Annotated in this window: 20 protein-coding genes; 14 read left to right on the top strand and 6 right to left on the bottom strand. The window is 58.5% G+C overall.

Features of this window, described 5'->3' with window-relative positions; all coding sequences use genetic code 11:
* The first annotated feature begins 20 nt into the window (after nt 1-20).
* The 6 genes from F0311_RS18010 (at nt 21) to F0311_RS07770 (ending at nt 4,288) form a co-directional block, all read left to right on the top strand.
* Entirely contained in the window at nt 21-1,121 is a 1,101-nt protein-coding gene (locus F0311_RS18010; protein WP_191089813.1) for a hypothetical protein, read from the top strand.
* Nucleotides 1,114-2,235: a TadA family conjugal transfer-associated ATPase gene (locus F0311_RS07790; protein ID WP_191089812.1), complete on the top strand. Its 1,122-nt coding sequence runs from the start codon at nt 1,114-1,116 to the stop codon at nt 2,233-2,235. Before F0311_RS18010 ends, F0311_RS07790 begins: the two co-directional genes overlap by 8 nt.
* On the top strand, nt 2,232-2,978 hold the full coding sequence (locus F0311_RS07785) for a hypothetical protein (protein WP_150461379.1): 747 nt from the start codon (nt 2,232-2,234) through the stop codon (nt 2,976-2,978). The genes F0311_RS07790 and F0311_RS07785 overlap by 4 nt, the downstream gene beginning before the upstream one ends.
* Nucleotides 2,971-3,555: a type II secretion system F family protein gene (locus F0311_RS07780; RefSeq protein ID WP_150461378.1), complete on the top strand. Its 585-nt coding sequence runs from the start codon at nt 2,971-2,973 to the stop codon at nt 3,553-3,555. The genes F0311_RS07785 and F0311_RS07780 overlap by 8 nt, the downstream gene beginning before the upstream one ends.
* A 68-nt stretch (nt 3,556-3,623) precedes the next feature.
* Nucleotides 3,624-3,905: a type II toxin-antitoxin system Phd/YefM family antitoxin gene (locus F0311_RS07775; RefSeq protein WP_150461377.1), complete on the top strand. Its 282-nt coding sequence runs from the start codon at nt 3,624-3,626 to the stop codon at nt 3,903-3,905.
* On the top strand, nt 3,902-4,288 hold the full coding sequence (locus tag F0311_RS07770; protein ID WP_150461376.1) for a type II toxin-antitoxin system VapC family toxin: 387 nt from the start codon (nt 3,902-3,904) through the stop codon (nt 4,286-4,288). The genes F0311_RS07775 and F0311_RS07770 overlap by 4 nt, the downstream gene beginning before the upstream one ends.
* A gap of 384 nt (nt 4,289-4,672) precedes the next feature.
* On the opposite strand, the gene F0311_RS07760 is transcribed toward F0311_RS07770, so the two are convergent.
* From F0311_RS07760 to F0311_RS07750, 3 genes are all read right to left on the bottom strand, one after another.
* Nucleotides 4,673-5,077, bottom strand: a complete 405-nt coding sequence (locus F0311_RS07760; protein ID WP_150461375.1) for an Rv3654c family TadE-like protein — start codon at nt 5,075-5,077, stop codon at nt 4,673-4,675.
* A complete protein-coding gene (locus tag F0311_RS07755; RefSeq protein WP_191089811.1) occupies nt 5,074-5,487 on the bottom strand; it encodes a TadE family type IV pilus minor pilin in 414 nt (137 codons plus the stop codon). Before F0311_RS07755 ends, F0311_RS07760 begins: the two co-directional genes overlap by 4 nt.
* 158 nt (nt 5,488-5,645) lie before the next feature.
* On the bottom strand, nt 5,646-5,834 hold the full coding sequence (locus F0311_RS07750; protein WP_150461373.1) for a DUF4244 domain-containing protein: 189 nt from the start codon (nt 5,832-5,834) through the stop codon (nt 5,646-5,648).
* 205 nt (nt 5,835-6,039) lie between these two features.
* On the opposite strand from F0311_RS07750, the gene F0311_RS07745 reads away from it, so the two are divergent.
* Nucleotides 6,040-7,821: a gamma-glutamyltransferase family protein gene (locus F0311_RS07745; RefSeq protein ID WP_317982583.1), complete on the top strand. Its 1,782-nt coding sequence runs from the start codon at nt 6,040-6,042 to the stop codon at nt 7,819-7,821.
* A 147-nt stretch (nt 7,822-7,968) separates the two neighbouring features.
* Here F0311_RS07745 and F0311_RS19015 read toward each other — a convergent pair whose 3' ends face one another.
* The gene (locus F0311_RS19015; RefSeq protein WP_150461372.1) at nt 7,969-8,862 is read right to left on the bottom strand and encodes a LysR family transcriptional regulator; all 894 of its coding nucleotides are present in this window, start codon (nt 8,860-8,862) and stop codon (nt 7,969-7,971) included.
* Between the two features lie 153 nt (nt 8,863-9,015).
* Here F0311_RS19015 and F0311_RS07735 point away from each other — a divergent pair, with 153 nt between their 5' ends.
* The 7 genes from F0311_RS07735 (at nt 9,016) to F0311_RS07705 (ending at nt 17,560) form a co-directional block, all read left to right on the top strand.
* Nucleotides 9,016-10,575, top strand: a complete 1,560-nt coding sequence (locus F0311_RS07735) for an ABC transporter substrate-binding protein (RefSeq protein ID WP_150461371.1) — start codon at nt 9,016-9,018, stop codon at nt 10,573-10,575.
* A gap of 40 nt (nt 10,576-10,615) precedes the next feature.
* Nucleotides 10,616-11,545, top strand: coding sequence for an ABC transporter permease (locus tag F0311_RS07730; RefSeq protein ID WP_150461370.1), 930 nt, complete (start codon nt 10,616-10,618; stop codon nt 11,543-11,545).
* 104 nt (nt 11,546-11,649) lie between these two features.
* Nucleotides 11,650-12,417, top strand: a complete 768-nt coding sequence (locus F0311_RS07725; RefSeq protein WP_191089810.1) for an ABC transporter permease — start codon at nt 11,650-11,652, stop codon at nt 12,415-12,417.
* On the top strand, nt 12,414-13,412 hold the full coding sequence (locus tag F0311_RS07720; protein WP_150461368.1) for an ABC transporter ATP-binding protein: 999 nt from the start codon (nt 12,414-12,416) through the stop codon (nt 13,410-13,412). The genes F0311_RS07725 and F0311_RS07720 overlap by 4 nt, the downstream gene beginning before the upstream one ends.
* Nucleotides 13,409-14,377: an ABC transporter ATP-binding protein gene (locus F0311_RS07715; protein WP_150461367.1), complete on the top strand. Its 969-nt coding sequence runs from the start codon at nt 13,409-13,411 to the stop codon at nt 14,375-14,377. The genes F0311_RS07720 and F0311_RS07715 overlap by 4 nt, the downstream gene beginning before the upstream one ends.
* Nucleotides 14,374-16,338: an oxidoreductase gene (locus F0311_RS07710; RefSeq protein WP_150461366.1), complete on the top strand. Its 1,965-nt coding sequence runs from the start codon at nt 14,374-14,376 to the stop codon at nt 16,336-16,338. The genes F0311_RS07715 and F0311_RS07710 overlap by 4 nt, the downstream gene beginning before the upstream one ends.
* Nucleotides 16,339-16,372: 34 nt before the next feature.
* Nucleotides 16,373-17,560, top strand: a complete 1,188-nt coding sequence (locus F0311_RS07705) for an NAD(P)/FAD-dependent oxidoreductase (protein ID WP_150461365.1) — start codon at nt 16,373-16,375, stop codon at nt 17,558-17,560.
* A gap of 239 nt (nt 17,561-17,799) precedes the next feature.
* Here F0311_RS07705 and F0311_RS07700 read toward each other — a convergent pair whose 3' ends face one another.
* Both F0311_RS07700 and F0311_RS07695 read right to left on the bottom strand, forming a co-directional pair.
* Nucleotides 17,800-18,333: a helix-turn-helix domain-containing protein gene (locus F0311_RS07700; RefSeq protein ID WP_150461364.1), complete on the bottom strand. Its 534-nt coding sequence runs from the start codon at nt 18,331-18,333 to the stop codon at nt 17,800-17,802.
* Nucleotides 18,334-18,338: 5 nt separating this feature from the next.
* Complete coding sequence (locus tag F0311_RS07695) at nt 18,339-18,953, bottom strand: helix-turn-helix domain-containing protein (protein ID WP_150461363.1); 615 nt, start codon at nt 18,951-18,953, stop codon at nt 18,339-18,341.
* Between the last annotated feature and the right edge of the window lie 162 nt (nt 18,954-19,115).

The following is a 19,115-nucleotide window of genomic DNA, read 5'->3' as shown; positions in this document are numbered from 1 at the left end:
AGGCGTCCACGCTGTGTCTCATGAGACTCAACGAACTCGCCTCCCCGGCTCTGGCCGGGGAACTGCCCAGCACTGAGGAACCAGTCCTGCTGCTGGTCACCGAAGACCAGCAGCTGCGCGAGGACATTTCCCTGATTGCCGCAGTGGTGGGAGTTCGCCTGGAGGCATGCGCACGCTGGAGCGGGATCACCGATCAGGTCGCTGATTCAGCTGTGGCCGTGCTCTGTTGCCCGCAGAGCACGCCGCGCACCACAGCCCTGGCTCAGCGGTGCCTGCTGGTCGGTCACGATGCCGAAGCCGTCTGGGCTGCGGCAGCCGAAACACCCGGCCTGGCCCCTGTCCCGCTGCCAGCTGCCGAGAAGTGGCTTACCGAGCATCTCTCCGCCCAGGTGCTGGACCGCGCTCAGGGACGGGTGATCGCTGTGGCCGGAGCAACCGGAGGAGTCGGTGTCACCACCTTCGCCTACATCTGCGCCGCAGAACTGGCGATCAGGGAATACAGCCCCATGCTCATTGATGCCGCTGGTGGCACTGGTAGAGGCATTGCCGACCTCGTGTGCGCTGCCCGCAGACAGCACAGTCTCAGCGGAGGGGAGCTGGACTGGAAGCAGCTGACCGCTATCGAGGGGGAGATTTCTGCAGCACATCTGAGAGAGGCGGTCCCGGTGCTCGACGGCATCGGGGTGCTCACCGGCACAACAGCTTCCCGCGTTCAGTCGGGACGGCTGAATGCTGCGGTGGTGGCAGCCAGGCGAGCCTACGACGTCGTCCTCATCGATATCGGCCACCAGGCTGAGACGCTTGCTGGGCTGGGGGAGAACATCGATGAGCTGATGGTGGTCACCCGGGCCTCCCGCCGCGGTGCCGATGCCGCCGAGCAGCTGATCAATGCGGTGCCGCAGCACCGGCCGCATCTGGTGGTCAACGGGCTTGCTGCTCCGGGCTGGAGTGCGGCGGAGGTCCAGGAGGCCCTGGGCGCTCAGGTGGTGGCCGATCTGCCGGTGCAGAAATGGCTGGCCCGCAACGATGACATCGCCGAGGCCTATGAGCTGCTGCGTACTCGGCGCGGCAGCGCCCTCGTCGGGGCAGTGCTCAGTGCCCTGGGGGCAGACGATGCGTGAGCAGCAGCTGGAGGCTATCCGTGATCGGCTGACCGCATCGGCAGAGCCGGTCAGCGCGGAACGGATTGCTGAAGCGGTGCGGGCCGAGGGGATGGCGCTGGGTACCGGGACCACTGCACAGCTGGTCAAGGCTCTGCGTGATGAGCTGGTAGGGCTCGGTCCGCTGCAGCAGTTTGTGGACACTGCCGGGGTGACCGATGTGGTACTTGACGGGCAAGGACGCATCTGGACCGACGGTGAACACGGGCTCACTGACACTGGGGAGCAGATCGGCTCCGAAGAGCAGGCCCGTGCATTGGCCCGCAGACTGGTCTCTATCGCCGGTGGTCGGCTGGATGAGGGGCACCCCTGCGCTGACGGCCGGATAGGCAACTGCCGCATCCATGCGGTCATCCCGCCGATCGCTGTGGAGGGCACGTTGATTTCAGTGCGGGTGGCGCGCAGCTCCACCGCCACCCTGGAGCACCTGGCTCAGCACTGGATCGGCGCGGAGCAGTGGCTGGAGGCGGTGCGAACTCTGGTGACCCGGCGCCGCAACTGTCTGGTCTCCGGGGCCACCGGCTCGGGAAAGACTTCGCTGTTGGCCGCGATGCTCAGTGAGGTGCCATCTGAAGAGCGAATCGTGATCGTGGAGGACACCACTGAGCTCTCTCCGCAGCATCCCCATGTGCTGCACCTGCAGGGCCGTGGCGGCAACGTGGAGGGTGCTGGTCGGGTTGATATGGGCCAGCTGGTGCGCGAAACCCTGCGTATGCGCCCGGACCGGCTGATCGTGGGGGAGTGCCGCGGGGCTGAGCTGCGTGACTTCCTCACCGCGATGAACACCGGTCATGCCGGGGCCGGTGGCACGGTGCACGCGAATTCCCCTGAGGCGGTCCCCGCCCGCTTGGTGGCGATGGGTGCGCTGGCCGGCCTCACTCCGGAGACCGTGGCCGTCCAGGCGGCTGCCGCGCTGGATGCGGTGGTCCATGTAGAGCGGGGTGCCGGACACCGGATGCCGGTGGCGCTTTCAGCCCTAAAGTACGACGACGCCCGGCTGGCTATGGTGCCGGTGCTCTCCACGGTGGCAGATCAGGTCGAGAGGGGCCCGGGGTGGGAGGAACTGCTGGGATGAGCATGCTTCTGCTGCTGATCACCATGGGCTGTGCGGCCACAGCCGTGCTGGTGCTGATTCCGCCGAGATCGGGAGGACCGCGAGGCGGCAGAGCCCTGCGGGGAGCGATAGTCCGGCTGCGCACGGCACTGCACTTGCGGGCCATGCCTCGGCCGGCTGATCTCCGCAAGGATGCTGCTGAGCTGCTCCGACAGTTCTCAGCACTGCTGGCCTCCGGCCGCGGCGAGGCTCAGGCCTGGATGGATCTTCGGGAGACCTGGCGGCGGCGGGATCCCGACCACCCGTTGACCGCAGCGTGCCAGCAGATTGTTGCTGCGGAGAGTCTGGGGGCCGGGACCGCTGAGGGGCTGCGCAGAGCAATGGCCGCTGAAGTATCTGCCGCGGGGCACAACCCCGAGCTCAGAGGCTTGCTGAACCGGCTGCTTGCGGTCACGGCACTGTCTGAACAGACCGGCGCTCCGCTCTCTGAGCTGGTGGAGCAGATGGCCTCCTCAGCAGATGATTCCGCAGATCTGGCGGCTGCCGTGCAGACGGCGGTGGCAGGGCCCAAGCTCACTCAGCTTCTGCTGATCCTGCTGCCGGTGGGTGGTCTCGGGCTGGGCCAGCTCATGGGAGCCTCACCACTGGCAGCCCTCTTCGGCGGTGGACTCGGCTTGGCCTGCCTGCTCGGCGGTGTACTGTGCTTGCTGGTCGGGCGGGTGTGGAGTGCTCGGATGATTAATGCGGTGATGCGCCATGTCTAGTCTGTGGGTTCTGGTCACTGCCCTAGCAGCCGCCGCAGCGGTTCTGCTGCTGGTGCCGGCACTGCCGGGGGAGCGCAGTGCGGCAGGCAGCCAGGCTTGGGGCAGAGTGCTTTCCTGGCGGCGTCGTACCCGGAGAGACTCTGCTGAGCAGGCCGATGCTGCGGTGCTGCTGGACCTGACCGCTGCGCTGCTGAGGGCAGGGACGGGGGTGGAGGCGGCTTTCGCCCGGCTGGCCCAGTCTGTTCCGGGCGCCGAGCCGCTGGCAGGAGTGCACCGGGCGCTGGCGGCCGGAGCCGCTTGGGAGCAGGCAGTTGAGGCCGTGACGGAGGATTCTGAGCTGGTCAGTTTCTGCGAGCATCTCAGCTTCGCCTATGCCACTGGGGCGCCGAGTGCGCGGATGCTTCAGGCGGCTGCGGTGCGGGCCCGGGCTGAGCGTAGGAACCAGGCCGAGGCCGCTGCGGAGAAGCTGGGGGTGAAGATGATGCTTCCGCTGGGTGCCTGCTTCCTTCCGGCCTTCATCCTGCTGGGGGTAGCGCCTGTGGTAGTCAGCCTGCTTCCTGACGCTTTAGGAATCTAAAGAGAAGGAAATGTAGAGAATGTTCTACAAGAGTCATATTCTGGAGATCCCGAAAGTGAGGGCGTCTTATGAAGAAGTACAGCAAGCGGGAACTGAACCAGCACAGTGGTCGGATCCTCCGTGAGATCGAGGAGACCGGAGAACCTGCCCTGATTGAACCGGGCAATGGCCGTGGTGGGAAATCTTTCATTATCAGCCCTGCACCGGAGACCCCCTATGAGCGGCTCAAAGCTGCTGGCAAGATCCGACCGGCGATAAGGAAAGGGTTTCCCCGCCCTGTCACGGATTATGACGGGGATTTCGATGAGCTGATGCACGAGATGCGTGCCGATTGGGGTGAGGAACGATGATCTACATTGACACCTCTGCCTTCCTCCGCAGCGTCCTTAATCAGGACAACAGCGGCGCCTTGGCCCAACAGAGAGACTGGGTACTTGCGGAGGGCCGAACTGTGATCTCCTCACACCTGTTACGGCTTGAAGCGCGCAGAGTCCAAGTGCGTACTGGATTGGACTGGGACGACTTTCAACAGGAGCTGGAAACCATTGAAATCGTCGAGGTTGACTCTGAAGACTTCCGTAGGGCGTTCGAGATCCCAGTCCATGTCAAGAGTCTTGACGCACTGCACCTGGCTTCCTGCATGAAAGTCGGTGCTGAGGCGCTGTTCACTGCGGATAAGAACATGCGTGATGTAGCCCAGTACCTGGGCATCCCGGTACTGTGGGCTGGATAGCTCAGAGGCGCTCGCCGGCGGCTGGGAGGACTGCTGGAACCAGGAACGCAGCTGGCTCTCGTTGATTGAATCGTCCTGGTAGATGTCCAGGTAGCGCACCTCGGGATGTTTGGAGGCTTTGTGCACCCTCGGCATCGCCTCCGTGATCAGCGCATCCAGGCGCGCACCCAGTGCCGACCTCCAGTCGGGTATGGCGGCGATATAGTCCGGTACCGGTCCGTCGCCCTCACCGTTGGGAGCTGCGGAGTGCTACCGGAGAGCAGCTGCGGTCTCTGCCCTGTTCAGTCATAGGTGAGGCTAGATCACGCGGCCTTAGGCCGGTGCTGCCCGACTTACTGCGTCCTCTAGATGTCCTCCAGAGCCAGGTGTTTGAGTACCCGACGGCTAATCGCCGTGCAGAGCCTCGGGTGGGCCCGCGCGAGAGGTGGCGGAGGCACTCAGATTCATGGCCGGGATCAGATGGGAGATGACGACGACGCCGGAATCCTGGTTTACCGTGACTGTTACCTCGGTGGGGTGCTCGCCGCCCACTGTGCAGTGCTGTAACTCTGCGCCGTTGTGTCCAGCGACCTGCTCTGCAACGGTGCACGGGTCTCCGATGTTCAGCCCGCGGGCTGTGTCAGCGGCCGCAAGCGCGGCCAAGTCAGCCGCCCGTTCAACTTGAGATTTGGTGGTGGCCACCGTGCTGAGGACGGCGATCAGGCCCAGCAACATCGCCAGCACGGCGATGATGCCGAGCGCTGTCACTGTGCCGGAGCCTCGCTCCCCGCTGAGCAGATTCCTGGTCACGGAACGCCCCCTGACCCCTCCAGATGCTCGGTCCGAGCATGGGCTTCGGCAGAGATCTCCGCATTGAGCTCGATCAGACCGATCAGCTGAACAGGCTGGGTCACCACCACTGAGGTGTAGGCTCCCTCGGCAGAGATAGTCACAGTGATGTCACCGCCGGCAGTGTCCCTGGCGGTCTGCTCAGCCACCGCAGCTGACTGGCCTCGGGCGGATTCGCGGGCTGCGGCCCGGGCCGCATCCTCCAAAGCCACCCGGGAGGCACCGGTCATCGCCAGTGAGATCACCAGCAGCAGGACCAGCACCACCCCGGGCAGCGCCAGTGCGAACTCGGCGGTGACGGAGCCTCGTTCTGCGACGAAAGGAGGGGGAGGCGAGGCCTCGTCGTCGTTTCGCTCACGCTCCTCGGTCACCTGCCCGCACCTCGGGCAGCCCTGAGTCTCCTCGGAAACTGCGCCGCAAACGCCGCATTTCACTCGGTTTAGTCGGGTCTCGGAAGATTCGGAGCAAGCTCCGGTCTTCACTCGGCTCGGTCGGGCGTTCCGTGTCCGCATCATGGACCCACCTGCGCTCAGGCGCCCAACGCTCGCTGCACGATCGCCTCCAGCCACCCACGGACTGTATCCGAGGTGAGGATGGCTGTGAGCAGTCCGGCAAAAGCTACCGCTCCGAGCATGACAATGCCATACTCTGCGGTGGCCAGGCCGTCCTCCTCAGCGTGCAGTGAAGCCAGGGAACAGTCCTTTGGCTGATCACTCATTGGTTCTCTCCTTATCGGTGGGTTAGCCGCCACCGGGTGGTGGTCAGCTGCTTCCACCGTGGCCTGCTCGGATGCCCTGCCGTGCAGTCCCCTGCTGGTCTGTGGACTGCGCGGCGTGTCCTGGAGCGGCTATCTCCACCTGGGGAAAACTCTGTGGAGTTTGTTGTCGAATACAACAGTTGCTGCTGGCAACTATGCTGGTGGGGTGCTTGAATCAACTCGCCCCGAACTGCTCGGCGACTTCGGAATGGTTGCCTCCACCCATTGGCTCGCCTCACAGACCGGGATGAGCATCCTGGAGCGCGGAGGCAACGCCGCCGATGCTGCGGTCGCTTCCGGGTTCGTGCTCCAAATAGTCGAACCCCACCTCAACGGTCCCGGCGGAGAAGTGCCCATTCTGGTCTGGTCCGAGAAGGAGCAGAAGGTCGAGGTGATCAATGGCCAGGGCCCTGCGCCCCAGGCCGCCACGGTGGCCAGGCTCAAGGAGAGGGGCCTGAAAATCATGCCCGGTACCGGCCTGCTCTCCGCAGTGGTTCCCGGGGCCTTCGGCGCATGGCTGTCTCTGCTGGCCCGCCACGGCACTATGACCCTGCGGGAAGTGCTGAGCCCAGCCATCGGGCTCGCCCAGAACGGACACCCAGTGCTGCCCCGGGTCTCGCGCACCATCGAGACAGTCAGAGAGCTCTTCGCCGAGCACTGGCCCAGCTCCGCGGCTGTCTGGCTGCCCGGTGGTGAGGTTCCCGCCCCCAATAGCCGGTTCAGCAACAGCGTGCTCGCTCGCACCTACATGCGCCTAGTGGAGGAGGCCGAGACCGCAGGAAGCGATCGCGAAGCCCAGCTCGAGGTCGCCCAGCGCGCCTGGTACCAAGGATTCGTGGCCGAGGCCATCGGCGAGTTCTGCGCTTCCAACGCTGTGCAGGACACCTCCGGCCAGCCCAACTCCGGCCTGCTCACCGCCCAGGACCTGGCCGCCTGGCAGGCCGAGGTGGAAGACCCGGTCACCCTGGACTACAAGAACTACACCGTGGCCAAGACAGGACCCTGGGGACAGGGTCCTGTGATGCTGCAGCAGCTGGCCCTGCTGGAGGGCTTCGACCTGGATGGCATCGCCCCAGGCTCGGTCGACTGGGTGCACTTGATCGTGGAGTCCGGCAAGCTGGCCTTCGCTGACCGTGAGGCTTGGTACGGCGATCCCCGCTTCACCGAGGTGCCGCTGGACGATCTGCTCAGCCCTGAGTACACCGCTGCCCGCCGGGAACTGATAGCGCACGACGCCGCCTCCACGGCTCTGCTGCCCGGCTCACCTGGGGGACGCACACCTGTGCTGCCCGAGTATCCGCAGGCCAGCCTGACCACGCCGGCCGCCGGAGTGGGAGAACCGACAGTGGCGCACAACGGGGAGACCCGCGGAGACACCTGCCATGTAGATGTAGTGGACTCCGACGGCATGATGATCTCCGCCACCCCCTCAGGCGGTTGGCTGCAGGCCTCCCCCACCATCCCTGAGCTGGGCTTCTGTCTCAGTTCCCGGGCGCAGATGTTCTGGCTGCAGGAGGGTCTGCCGAACTCGCTGCGGCCTGGGGCTCGTCCGCGGACCACCCTGACCCCGAGCTTCGCGCTGCGCGACGGCAAGCCCTGGTTGGCCTTCGGCACTCCGGGTGGGGACTCCCAGGACCAGTGGAACATTCAGCTGTTCCTCAACCTGGTGCACAGCGGGATGAACCTGCAGGAGGCGATTGATGCTCCAGCCTTCCACTCCACTCACGTGCCCAGCTCCTTCTACCCGCGGGAGTCCTTCCCCGCCCAGGTGATGATCGAGGACCGGTTCGCTCCCGAGGTGCTTCAGGAACTGGCTCGCCGCGGCCATGACCTGAAAGTCGGTGCCGGCTGGACCGAGGGTCGGCTCTCAGCTGTAGCTCGGGACGGCGAATGGCTCAAAGCCGCCGCCAATCCCCGCGGCGCCCAAGGCTACGCCGCCGGCCGATAGGGGAGTGAAACTGAAAGCCATTGAGAGTGATTTAAGGCGTGTTATATGTAAATTATGTGTTTCGGAAGTGCTAATCTTATGGGTGTTGAAACTCCGGATGACGCAGCAAGTACTGAAACTGGGGGTGCTCCGGCAATAGGCGACTGCTTAGTGATCGGGTTTCTGATACCAATCAGGCCAGACCTGGCGACTGGCTTCTTCAAGAAACTTGATCTCAGGAGCAGTTGCAGCGTTGTCCCGCTTTCGAATAGTGCGGTACACGCTTTGGAGTGGAGGTTCTGGCTCTGGGTGAAGAACAGAGCAGTTAGTGCTTTTCTGCAACTGCGGGACCATGAACTCCGGGACGAAAGCCCAGACTCCCTGAGAGCGAAGCAAGGGTGCGAGGGTATTGACTGTGTCAGATAGTAGACGTGGTGGTCGAAGGTGGACTTGGTGGCGCCATAACTGATAGTCAGCCCCCCAGGGCATTCCGATTTCAGAGTTGGGATCGAGAGATGTGACGGACACTTTCTTCCCAAGGTGTGAGGGTGGGGAGTTCATGACTATCCGCATGGGGAAACGCGCTAGACGGGTCACTTTAAGGTCGATGTGCTCATGTGAAAACACCGTATAAGCAGCGTGCAGATGACCTGTGGCGACGCGTTCGGCAAGATCTACTCCGCTTCCCGTCTCAAGGCGCAGGCTCAGACCCTGCCGGTTGTTCACAATGTGCTCGTAAAGAGGTGGGAGTACGTACCTGGTCAAGACTTGAACGGACCCTAGAGATAATCGGAGATCACCCTCTTCCTGTAGCACTTGCGCTTCCGAGGAGAGTTGTTCCCAGCGTTGGGCAATCTCGAGGAACGTCCTGCCATCATTAGTCAGTGTTACGCCTCTGCCACCCCTAGCTCGTAGCAGCAATCGTCGCCCCAGCCGGTTTTCGAGTGATCGGATGCGATAAGACACAGTTGACTGTGTGGTATGTACTGCTTCTGAACCACCTAGCAGGCTCCCGGCCCGTACGACTGAGAGGAAAGTTTGAACCTCTTCGGGCACTAGCATTATCGATCTCCTAGATATTTAGTGTGCAAAATATTATCTTGCCATTATTTCAGGCTACAACTATCGTTCTACGACAAGACTTCCGGTAGTCCTGCCAGAGCCGTCTGAAGTCTTGAAGAAATGCTCGCCCCTTGCACCCCTAAATGAGGAATCATGATGAAGAGCACCCGCACCCTTGCCGTGTTTATGACCGCGCTTCTGCTTGCTAGCGCCTGTTCCCCGCCTGGAGGTGAGGATGGAGTCAATGGAGATGCCGGGGGAGACGCCACAGTAGACCAGAGTGAACTCGTGATCGGAATTGCCAATGATGTCAGTGGCCGTGAGTGGGATCCCGCGCTGACTGCTGGTGGAACAGCTATTCCAGTGCTTTATAGCATTTATGACACTCTCTATGACTTTGACGAGGATGGATTGCCTCAGCCCCATATTGTGGAGAGTGACGAATTGAGTGAAGATGAGCTCACTCTCACTATGAATATTCACAGTGGCATCACTTTCCATGACGGGAGTGAGCTAACTGCTGAGGATGTGGCTTTCAGTCTCGACCGAGTCCGAGGTGAAGATGAGAGCCTTGAGGGCCCCGCTTACACGAGCTCCCTCGCTCTCATTGATTACGTTGAAGTCGAAGATGACTACACTGTAATAATTCATCTCTCCGAACCTGATCCTATTTTGCGCAACTCCTTGGCGTATCTTCCGGGAATGGTTGTTCCCTCGGACTACGTCCAAGAGGTAGGAAATGATGGGTTCCTAGCTGATCCGATTGGCAGTGGCCCCTATGTATTGGAAAGCTCAACTCCCGGCCAGGAATTCACCCTGCAACTGTTTGACGACTACGCATTTGAGACCGGTGAAGCCTTCGAGGAAGTCAACCTTCAAGTGCTCACGGAGGGCGCAACCCGCATTGCTCAGCTACGCGCTGGTGATATTGACTTCGCAGTTGATGTTGACATTAGTCAAGTAGAGGCGCTGGAGGGTGATGGGTTCCAAATCTCCACTAATCCGAGTGGGCAGTTTCTCAGCGTGATTTTTAATCACCGGACTGAAGTCCTTGAAGATCCTCAACTGCGTCAGGCGATTAATCTTGCCGTAGACAGAGAGAGCATCATTGAGAGCTTGTATGACGGTCTTGCCTCGGCCACTGGGACTATGGACGCGAATATTTCCGCAGATCTAGTAGAGCCGTTCGAATACGACCCGGAGCAGGCCGAAGATCTGCTGGAAGCATCCAGCTATGACGGTGAAACGCTAATTATCAATTACCCCTCGGGCCGGTATCCCCAGGACTCGCAACTTATCCAAACAGTGCAGGCAAACCTGGGTGATATTGGACTCGACCTCGAGATACACTCCATGGACTCCAACCAGTGGCTTGATGGGCTGCAGGAAAAAACCTTGGACGATATGTCCCTCACACTTCTTTCCAACACCAACTATGACTCATACCAGTCCCTATGGTCTGCGACCGCATGTGAAGGTCCCTGGTCTCTATGGTGCGATGAAGATCTTGAAGAAGAGCTGGAACGACTCTCCAGACTTCAAGGTGAAGAGCGGCTTGAGGGCTTTATTGAGCTGAGCGAGGGCTTCAAAGAAGATCCACCGGCCCTCTTCCTCCTCGATTTCCACCAGGTCTACGCCATGCAAGAAGGCATCCAGTGGTACCCTACCCCGGGCTATCGGAACTTTGACTACACCGATATCCGTCCTGAGTGATCTACCGACCTAACCGCACCCACCATCAAGATTCGGTCATATGCTCAAATATCTCTTGCACAGGCTGCTGCAAGGGGCCATCTCATTAGGCATCATCACAGTCATCATCTTCATGCTGACTCGCCTGCTTGGAGATCCCGTCGTGCAGTTATTGCCACCCACATATACCCCAGAAGAATACGACCGTTTAGCGAGCGCTCTGGGATACGACCAGCCCGTCCATATCCAGTTCATGGATTTCTTGGGTGGGCTGGTTCGGGGGGACTTAGGCACGTCTATTACCCGTTCTGAACCGGTTGTAGACGTCCTCGCCTCTCGCATTCCAGTCACCTTGTATTTAGCAGTCAGTTCGCTCCTGCTGGGTTTCGGATCTGCTCTGATTCTTGGATTCGTTGCTGCATACTCGCGCTCCCGTTTTCTGGACTCATTGACTACCCTCTTAGCCACACTCGGCATGGCAGTACCCTCCTTCGCAGTTGGTATCTTGCTAGTGGTCACCTTCTCCATCGGCCTAGGCATGTTCCCGGCCGGGGGGTGGGGCACTGGGGCCCACGCGGTACTTCCCGTCGCTACCCTGACTATCTGGATGTTTTCGAATGTTGCGCGTATTGCGCGCTCCACAATGCAAGAGAGATCTGCGCAGCAATATGTGACATTGGCGCAGACAAAAGGCCTCAGCGCACCCCATGTCTTGCTGCGTCACGCAGCACGCCCAAGTATGCCGCCAGTAATCAGCTACGGCGCGGTGCTGGCTGGAACCCTCTTTTCGGGCACAGTGGTTACGGAGGTCCTCTTTGGAATCCCTGGGCTAGGAGCGCTTGCGGTAGATGCTGTCAGTAACCGTGACCAGCCTTTAGTGATTGGAATCGTCATGCTCTCCGCTGTGATCTTTATTGCACTCAATCTTATTAGTGACGTTTTGACAGCCATCCTTGACCCACGTGTCAGGCTGGGAGGCTCCCCCCAATGACAAGTCCTCGTTCAATCAGCCGGTCACCACTACAGATCTTCTCTAAGCTGACCACGAGGCTTCCGATTGTCGCATTGGTAGCACTAGCGGTCATTGCCGCTCTCATGTTCTTTGCAGTGTTTTACCCCATGTTGAGCTCAGAATCCCCCACGTCAGTTCACCTGGGCAGAACACTCCGTGAGCCTGTCTTTCTCGGAGGAACATGGGAACATCCTCTTGGAACTGACAATCTGGGTCGGGATATTCTTCTTCAGTTAGCTCATGCACTTCGGGTTTCAGGACTAGTTGCGGTCGTTTCAGTCTTTTTTGCAGGTACTGCAGGTGCGATTTTTGGGTTACTGAGTGGCTATCGGGGAGGGTGGGTCGACTTCATTGTCGGTCGGCTCACTGAAGCACAGATGGCACTGCCGTTGCTGATTGTGGCCATGACTTTGGTCGTAGCTTTGGGACCTTCTTTGCCCACACTTGTCTTAGCCATAGCGCTCAGTGGCTGGGTTCCATTCGCTCGTTTGGTTCGTAGTGAGACTCTAGCCCTTCGTGAACGTGAGTTTGTCACGCTGGCTCAGCTTTCCGGAGTCCACGCTGCCAGAATTCTCGTTCGCCATCTGTTGCCTAATGTGATTCCATCCACGCTTATCCTAGCTACTCAACAAATAGCAGTGGCTGTCATCGAAGAGTCCGCCCTCAGCTTCCTAGGACTCGGAGTTCAACCGCCTAATACATCTCTGGGACTTATGGTGGGACAGACCCGTGTATATATGCAGTCTGACCCATGGCTTCCTATGGTTCCTGTGCTGGCATTAGTGGTGCTTTCACTCTCTGTGAACCTTTTAGGTGACCAGATGCGTAACAAGATGGGAGTGCGTCGATGAATGCGCAGAAAGTAGATATCGATACTGCCGTCACTGTTCGAGATTTATCTGTGAACTACCCTACAGATAAAGGTATACTTAATGCAGTATCATTGGTCTCATTAAATATTTATAGCGGGGAAATTCTGGGAATTGTAGGTGAGTCTGGAAGTGGTAAGACCACAGTAGCTCAAGGAATTCTTGGATTACTAGAAAATGATGTGATATCTGGAGAAATAGATGTTATCGGAACCAATGTTTTGAAAGCTAAAGGCTCTGTGATGAGGAAGCTGAGGCGTAACTACGTAGCTACGATTCTGCAGGATCCTCTGGGATCGCTGAACCCTGTCAGAACAATCCGGTCACAGCTACGTGAATCCGCAGCGGCGACCGGAACACCGCGAGGTAAGCGAGATGAAGCGATTGGCGAAGTACTGCTTGACGTTGGGCTTACCGACTCGCGGGTTCTGCGCTCATACCCGCACCAACTCAGTGGAGGTATGAACCAACGAGTGTCGATTGCCATGGCTCTGCTAAAGAATCCTAAAATCCTCATCGCCGATGAGCCCACTTCTGCTCTGGACGTCAGAACCCAAGCAGCGATTATGAAACTCTTACTCGATATTCGTGCGCGACGTGGCACATCCATCATGATGGTCACTCACGATTTGGAACTTGCGCTGGGAAGCTGTGACCGAGTCGGTGTCATGTATGCCGGAAGGCTCGTTGAAATAGGTGCCCCAGAACATCTCAGGAACAACGCAAAGCATCCGTACACTAAAGCACTTTTAGGAGCTTCTCCCCGTTTCGGACAATCAGAACGTGTTACACCGATCCCAGGTCGTTTCACCTCGGTGCTTAACCATCCACCAGGATGTCCGTTCCGATCACGCTGCGCCAATGCAATTGAGAGTTGTGCTGAAGAGTTCCCGCCAGCCAGTGAAGACCTTACCGCCTACTGGTGTTGGAAGCCCGTGCCTGGCGGAGAGAACAGTCAGCAAGGAGCGACCGCATGATTACACTGCAGGACCTCTCTGTCCACTATGGGAAGAAATCCGTTCTACGCGATGTGAACCTTTCGGTCCAGGAGGGTGAGTCAGTAGCAGTTGTCGGGGAAAGTGGGGCTGGGAAGAGCACACTCGCCAAAGTAGTCCTTGGGTTTGTCAAAGCAACCGGGGGAACTTATTCGTTCAATGGCATTGATGTTTCGCGCCTTAAAGGTAGGGAAATGCGCGAATGGCGTTACGCCTCACAAGCAGTGCTACAGAACCCTACGGCTTCCCTGAATCCGCGAGTCAGGGTGGACACCTCGATCACTGAGCCCTTGACTGCGCGGGCACGTATGTCCAAGCGAAAGAAACGTCAGAAGGCTGAGGAACTCTTAGATCTGGTGGGTCTCGATGCTGGTCTTGCGACAAGATATCCCACCCAGCTATCTGGTGGTCAGCGACAGCGAGTGGTCATCGCTCGTGCTATCGGTGCCGATCCTGAACTCTTGTTGCTCGATGAACCTGTTTCAGCTCTTGATGCCTCAGCTCGAGCCCAAGTGCTCAATATCCTCTCCGATCTACGGCAAGAGAGAGCTGTAACTACTTTGTACATCACCCATGACTTAGCCACAGTAGGTTATCTCTGTGAACGGGTAGTAGTTCTCTATGCCGGCGAAGTAATGGAAGATCTCCCCATTGAGGCGCTTTACACAGGTCCTGATAACCCATATACCCGAGAACTCCGCAAAGCGAGCCTTGAACCCACTGAAGTAGAAACTGATAACGACGGTGTCAGAGCCAGCGCTACTGGAGGCATCACTCCAGCGAGTTCAAATGGGTGTCCATTTGCAGGGCAATGCCCTATTGCCCAGGAAATCTGTTTTCAGGAAAAGCCGAAGTTAAAGACACTTTCGAACGGTTGGCGCTCACGTTGCCACTTTGCAGGGGAGCCTTCCAAAGACACAATGTTAGGCACGGATAGCAAAGCATGAAAAACAAATATCGGAATCTCACGCAACCACTTAGTCTAGGGGCACATCGTCTATCCAATCGAATTGTTTCTAGCGCTCATGGTGAACATATGGGACACAAGGGCCGAATCCCCCAGGAGCTTATCGACTACCACACTCGGCGTGCTCAAGGTGGAGTGGGAATGATTGTGGCGTTTGGCTCCGGCACGATCCATCCAAAGGCAGATAACGCCGGAAACATCAGCTTATGGGATTCAGAGAATGAACCGGCGTTGCGAGAAATGGCAGGAAAGATCCGGGGTTATGGAACAGTTCTGCTGGCTCAAGCTACTCATCGTGGGCCTCGGGAGTCGCCTACCTCGCTTGATGCTTTTACGAGTGCTCCCTCCCCGATGGTAGGGCCTTTCGCCCATGGCAATCCTCATGTGCTTGAGGTGCATGAGATTGAAGAACTAGTGGATTTCTACGCGGCTGCTGCTGCCAGACTGGCCCGCTGTGGATTCTCTGGAATAGAGATTACTGGACTTGGTAGTCACCTACCAGAGCTGTTTTGGAGCCCTCAACTGAACCAGAGGACAGATAAGTACGGGGGGAGCTTTACGAACAGGATGCGATTCAGCAGGGAAATCATCCACGCAGTAGCGCAAGCAGTACCAGAAGAGTTCTTAGTTTCTTTCCGAATCAGCCTCGACCCACAGTCTCACACCCTGGGCCTTCAGACGGAGGACCTCTTAGAAATTGTTGATCACCTTGATGCTCTAGGTCGGATAGACACAATCAGCATCTCTGGTGGGAGCGGGGCGACGATTGAAACTCATGCCGGCAATGTGCCCACAGAAGCCTATCCACTGGCCACCTACGCGCACCTCGCAGGACTGGTCAAGCAACAGACCACCACCCCAGTAGCTGTTGCCGGAAGAATGCTCACCGCAGCTGTAGCTGAAGAGACCATCCGCTCCGGGCAAGCAGATATGGTTGCTATGACTCGGGCGCTTATTGCCGACCCTGATCTTCCGAGACATATTCTCCGCGGAACTGAAGAAATGGCTCGTCCGTGCATTGCCATAAATGAAGGGTGCCGACGGGTCACCTACGGCGGTCGTGTGACATGTACGGTAAATCCTGTTGTAGCCGACCCAGCTCTAGAACACCCCGTGCCAGCAACTACGTCCCAGCGAGTGGCAGTAGTAGGGGGAGGGCCTGGTGGCATGGAAGCGGCCCGGGTTGCAGCGCAACGGGGCCACGCCGTAACGCTATTTGAAAAACAACCAGTACTTGGCGGCCAAGTGATTACCGCTGCGAAAGAAAACGGTAGACCGAATCTTACGAGACATGTTCGTTGGTTGTCAGAAAGGCTGGAAGAGCTAGGAGTAGACGTGAGACTGAACACGTGTGCTACTTCTGGAAGCCTGGTTGAGAGCTCTTTTGACAGCGTTATTCTTGCCAGTGGTGTAAAGATTACAACACCAGCAGAACTGCGGCACTCGTCAGCCGTGGTGGCAGTAACGGATGTTGACCTACTCACGGAAACTGCGGCTCCTCCAGGTGAAAAAGACATCACTGTGGTAGATGCCCAAAGTTACCGGAGGGGAGCGGCTATTGCCGCTACTTTGGCGGAGGACCTGCCTAATCGCGTTCGATTGGCTACGCCTTCCCTGGAGCCTATGGCGCGGCTTGAGAACTCGAATAAACCGCCGCTTCTGCGACGCTTGACCGCAGCTGGAGTGGAACTCCTGACAAGCTATGAGCTGGAGTTTTCTCCAGAAGCTCAGCTGCGCCATATGTGGTCGGACACAAAATATCCGCTTGGCGCAAACGATTACCTAGTGGCTGTTGGCTGGACAGCCCCGCAGAGTTCCCTCTATGCCGAACTGCGACAGGCAGCCGCTGAGCTCCAAGTGCAGGTCATCGGAGATGCGTTAGCCCCTCGCCTCATGCGTAATGCCATCAGTGAAGGCGCACGCTCTGCGGTTCTTATATAAATTATCTGATATTCACTGATTATGAAAGGCAAATATGTCTCCTTTTATTGAAGAAAACGACCTCAGGGTCATCCAGAACAGTCACTGGCGGCCTCATGTGGTAGTGGTGGGAGCTGGAGTCGTTGGAGCGAATATTACGCTTGAGCTTGCTGCTCAGGGAGCCGAAGTGACTGTCCTAGCAGCTAACGCAAGTCTGGAAGAGGGAGCAACCCCCAATTCATTTGCTTGGATAACAAACCAGACCTTTTTCCGAGCTAAAGACCCTGTTCCTGACGATAAAGCTCGAGCGTATTTCAATCTTCACCGGCTCAGCCATGCGGCCTGGCGTCGTCTCCAGCTCAAGTTGAATGATCGGCTGGGCGTCCGCTGGAATGGGGCAGTGCAGTGGGCATACCAGGGGCAGCAGGAGGAGATCGTTCGCATTCGGGCTGAGTTGGAGAGGAGACAGAGTTGGGGGAGCCCCTCGTACCCCGTGAGTGCTCTGGAAATCGGAGAACTTCTTCCCTCTGCACAATTGCCGGAAGAACCAGCGATTGCTCTTTTTGCTAATGACGAGGGAATAGTTGATCCTTTCTCTGCAGTGCCTGCGCTTCTCAAAGCTGCTCAACGGTTGGGGGTCACAGTTGAAGCTCCCCGTGTAGTGGAGACTTTTGAATCTGCTGCTGGTGACCGGATCCTGGTTAAGCACTCTGAAGGTTCCACCGTGTGCGATAAAGTCGTTATCGCGGCAGGGCGACAGACTCCAGATCTGGCAGCAGAAGTTGATGTTCAAGTGCCCTTGGCAGAATCATCGGGAGACTTGGTCCATTTTGCGCCCCAGGAAGACCTGATTGCCCCTATGGTGATGGCTCCGGACCTCCACGCCCTACAGCGTCCCGATGGTCGTGTCATTGTGGCGCGTCATTACACCGGAGTTTCCAGCGGAGACATCGATGATGACGGGGAGCTGGATCCTAGCGAGGTGATCAAAGATGCGGCAGAGATTTTCCCGGCGCTGAAGGGCGCAAAGGTAGAGAAAACCACCAGGGGACGCCGTGTCGTTCCGGTCGATGGGCTTCCCATTGTCGGTGAGAGCAAAACTCTGCCGGGGGTGCACGTTATGGCGACCAACGCTGGTATCTCGCTGGGGCCCGCCTTCGGCCAGCTGCTCACCACAGAAGTTCTCTATGGTGCAGAAGTTGACCTGTTCCGTGACTACCGTCCAGAACGTTTCGCATCCTGAAGCCAACGATGAGCGCGGTGTCGCCGATGATGCATTTCTTTGCCGGCTACACCGCGAGAGGCGTATCGTCGCTTTTGAGCACCTTGCATGGAGGTCATGCTCCAGCGAGGGTGACCTCCATGCGTGCTGCCAGGCAGGCAATCCTGGGGCTGAGCGTGGATTCAGCTTTTCTGTGATCTTCTCCCCGGGCGCCCGCAGCAGGTTGGGCGCTCCTGTATGAGCGTGCAGCCCGGAGCTGCTCAGAGGCGTGAGCTGGGAGTTGTTGAGCAGAGGACTTCAGCATCCTCGGTGACAGTAATTGTTGCGCTCAATGTGCTCCGGGCGTCCAGTGCATCATCCTGTCTGAGTGCGTACTCAGTCCCGTCGATAGTGATGACTGCTGCCCCGCGGAGAACAGTGAGAAAGAGGTCACGGCCGCTCAGCGGGAGGGGGAACCCCAGCCGCTCGTCCCGGTCGAAGCTGCCGGCCATGATGCGAGTCTCCAAGGAAGGATGCGAGAGCTCCCGCCAGCCCTGCAGGGGGTCGGGCAGGCTAGAGGGCTGAACCATGAGTTGATCCTCGTCCCGAGTCAGCTCAGCGAGGCTGGTGTTCAATGCAGCAGCCACTTTGGCCAGCAGGGGCAGTGAAGCAATGGACAGCCCATTCTCGATATTCGACAGGTGTGAGACAGAAATATCGGCGCGTCGTGCCACCTGGGTGAGGGTCAGTCGTGCGTCTTTGCGGCGACGACGGATGGCATCACCTATCCGGAACGCTAACTGGTCGGAACCCATAGGTCTCACCTCACTAGTGCCGGCGTGACGATCCAGAGAATCTCAACGTTATCGATCCCGTGGTTGATGGAGAGTGCATGTTCGGGATGTGATGAATAGTGCAGAGATTCTCCCGGTGTGAGACTGAATTTCTCGGACCCGAAAGAGAGCGTGATTTCCCCTTGGAGTACAAGGCAGAAGCGTTCTCCGAGATACCGGTAGGTGGCACTGGCATCGATTGCTGTGAACTCATGGCGCAATGCGGTATAGGAAGGACTGTCGAGCCTGGAGGAGAGCAGGGAGTATGACTCCGCGCTGGACTCGGAGAGCTTGAGTTGGTTGGGGGCATCTGCCCGGTGAACGGTCACCTCCGGTTCTACTTCGCGAGGGAACAGGGCGGAGACATCAACCCGCAGCACTGCTGCCAGGGTGCTGAGTGCGCTAAGGCTGGGGACAGTGGCAGAGGTTTCCACTGCCGAGATGTAGCCCTCACTGTAACCGCCCTGTTCAGCCAGTTCAGCCAGTGTCATGCCTCGGTTCTTTCGCAGCTCTCTGATGCGGCTGCCCAAGTTGCTGAGCACCCACTCAGCTTCTGATGGCCTGTGGGTTGCAGCAGAACCCGCTGTACCGTCTGAGCTCATCTCCCCCACTTTCACTTTTCGTCTGACCTGGGCGAACTAAGCGTAACCGTTCTGGAGTGCTTGCTGGGGCTCAGGGCTCTCTCAATGTTTCGGTTAAGTAAAACTTTCATCATCTCGGAGCGAAAGCTGTGACTATCGCTATCCTAAGGTATAGCTTTAGTC

It is taken from the genome of Nesterenkonia ebinurensis (assembly GCF_008711175.1).
GTDB lineage: Bacteria > Actinomycetota > Actinomycetes > Actinomycetales > Micrococcaceae > Nesterenkonia > Nesterenkonia ebinurensis.
Note: the sequence above shows the minus strand (reverse complement) of the source record. Positions and strands in the feature narration are given on the sequence as shown.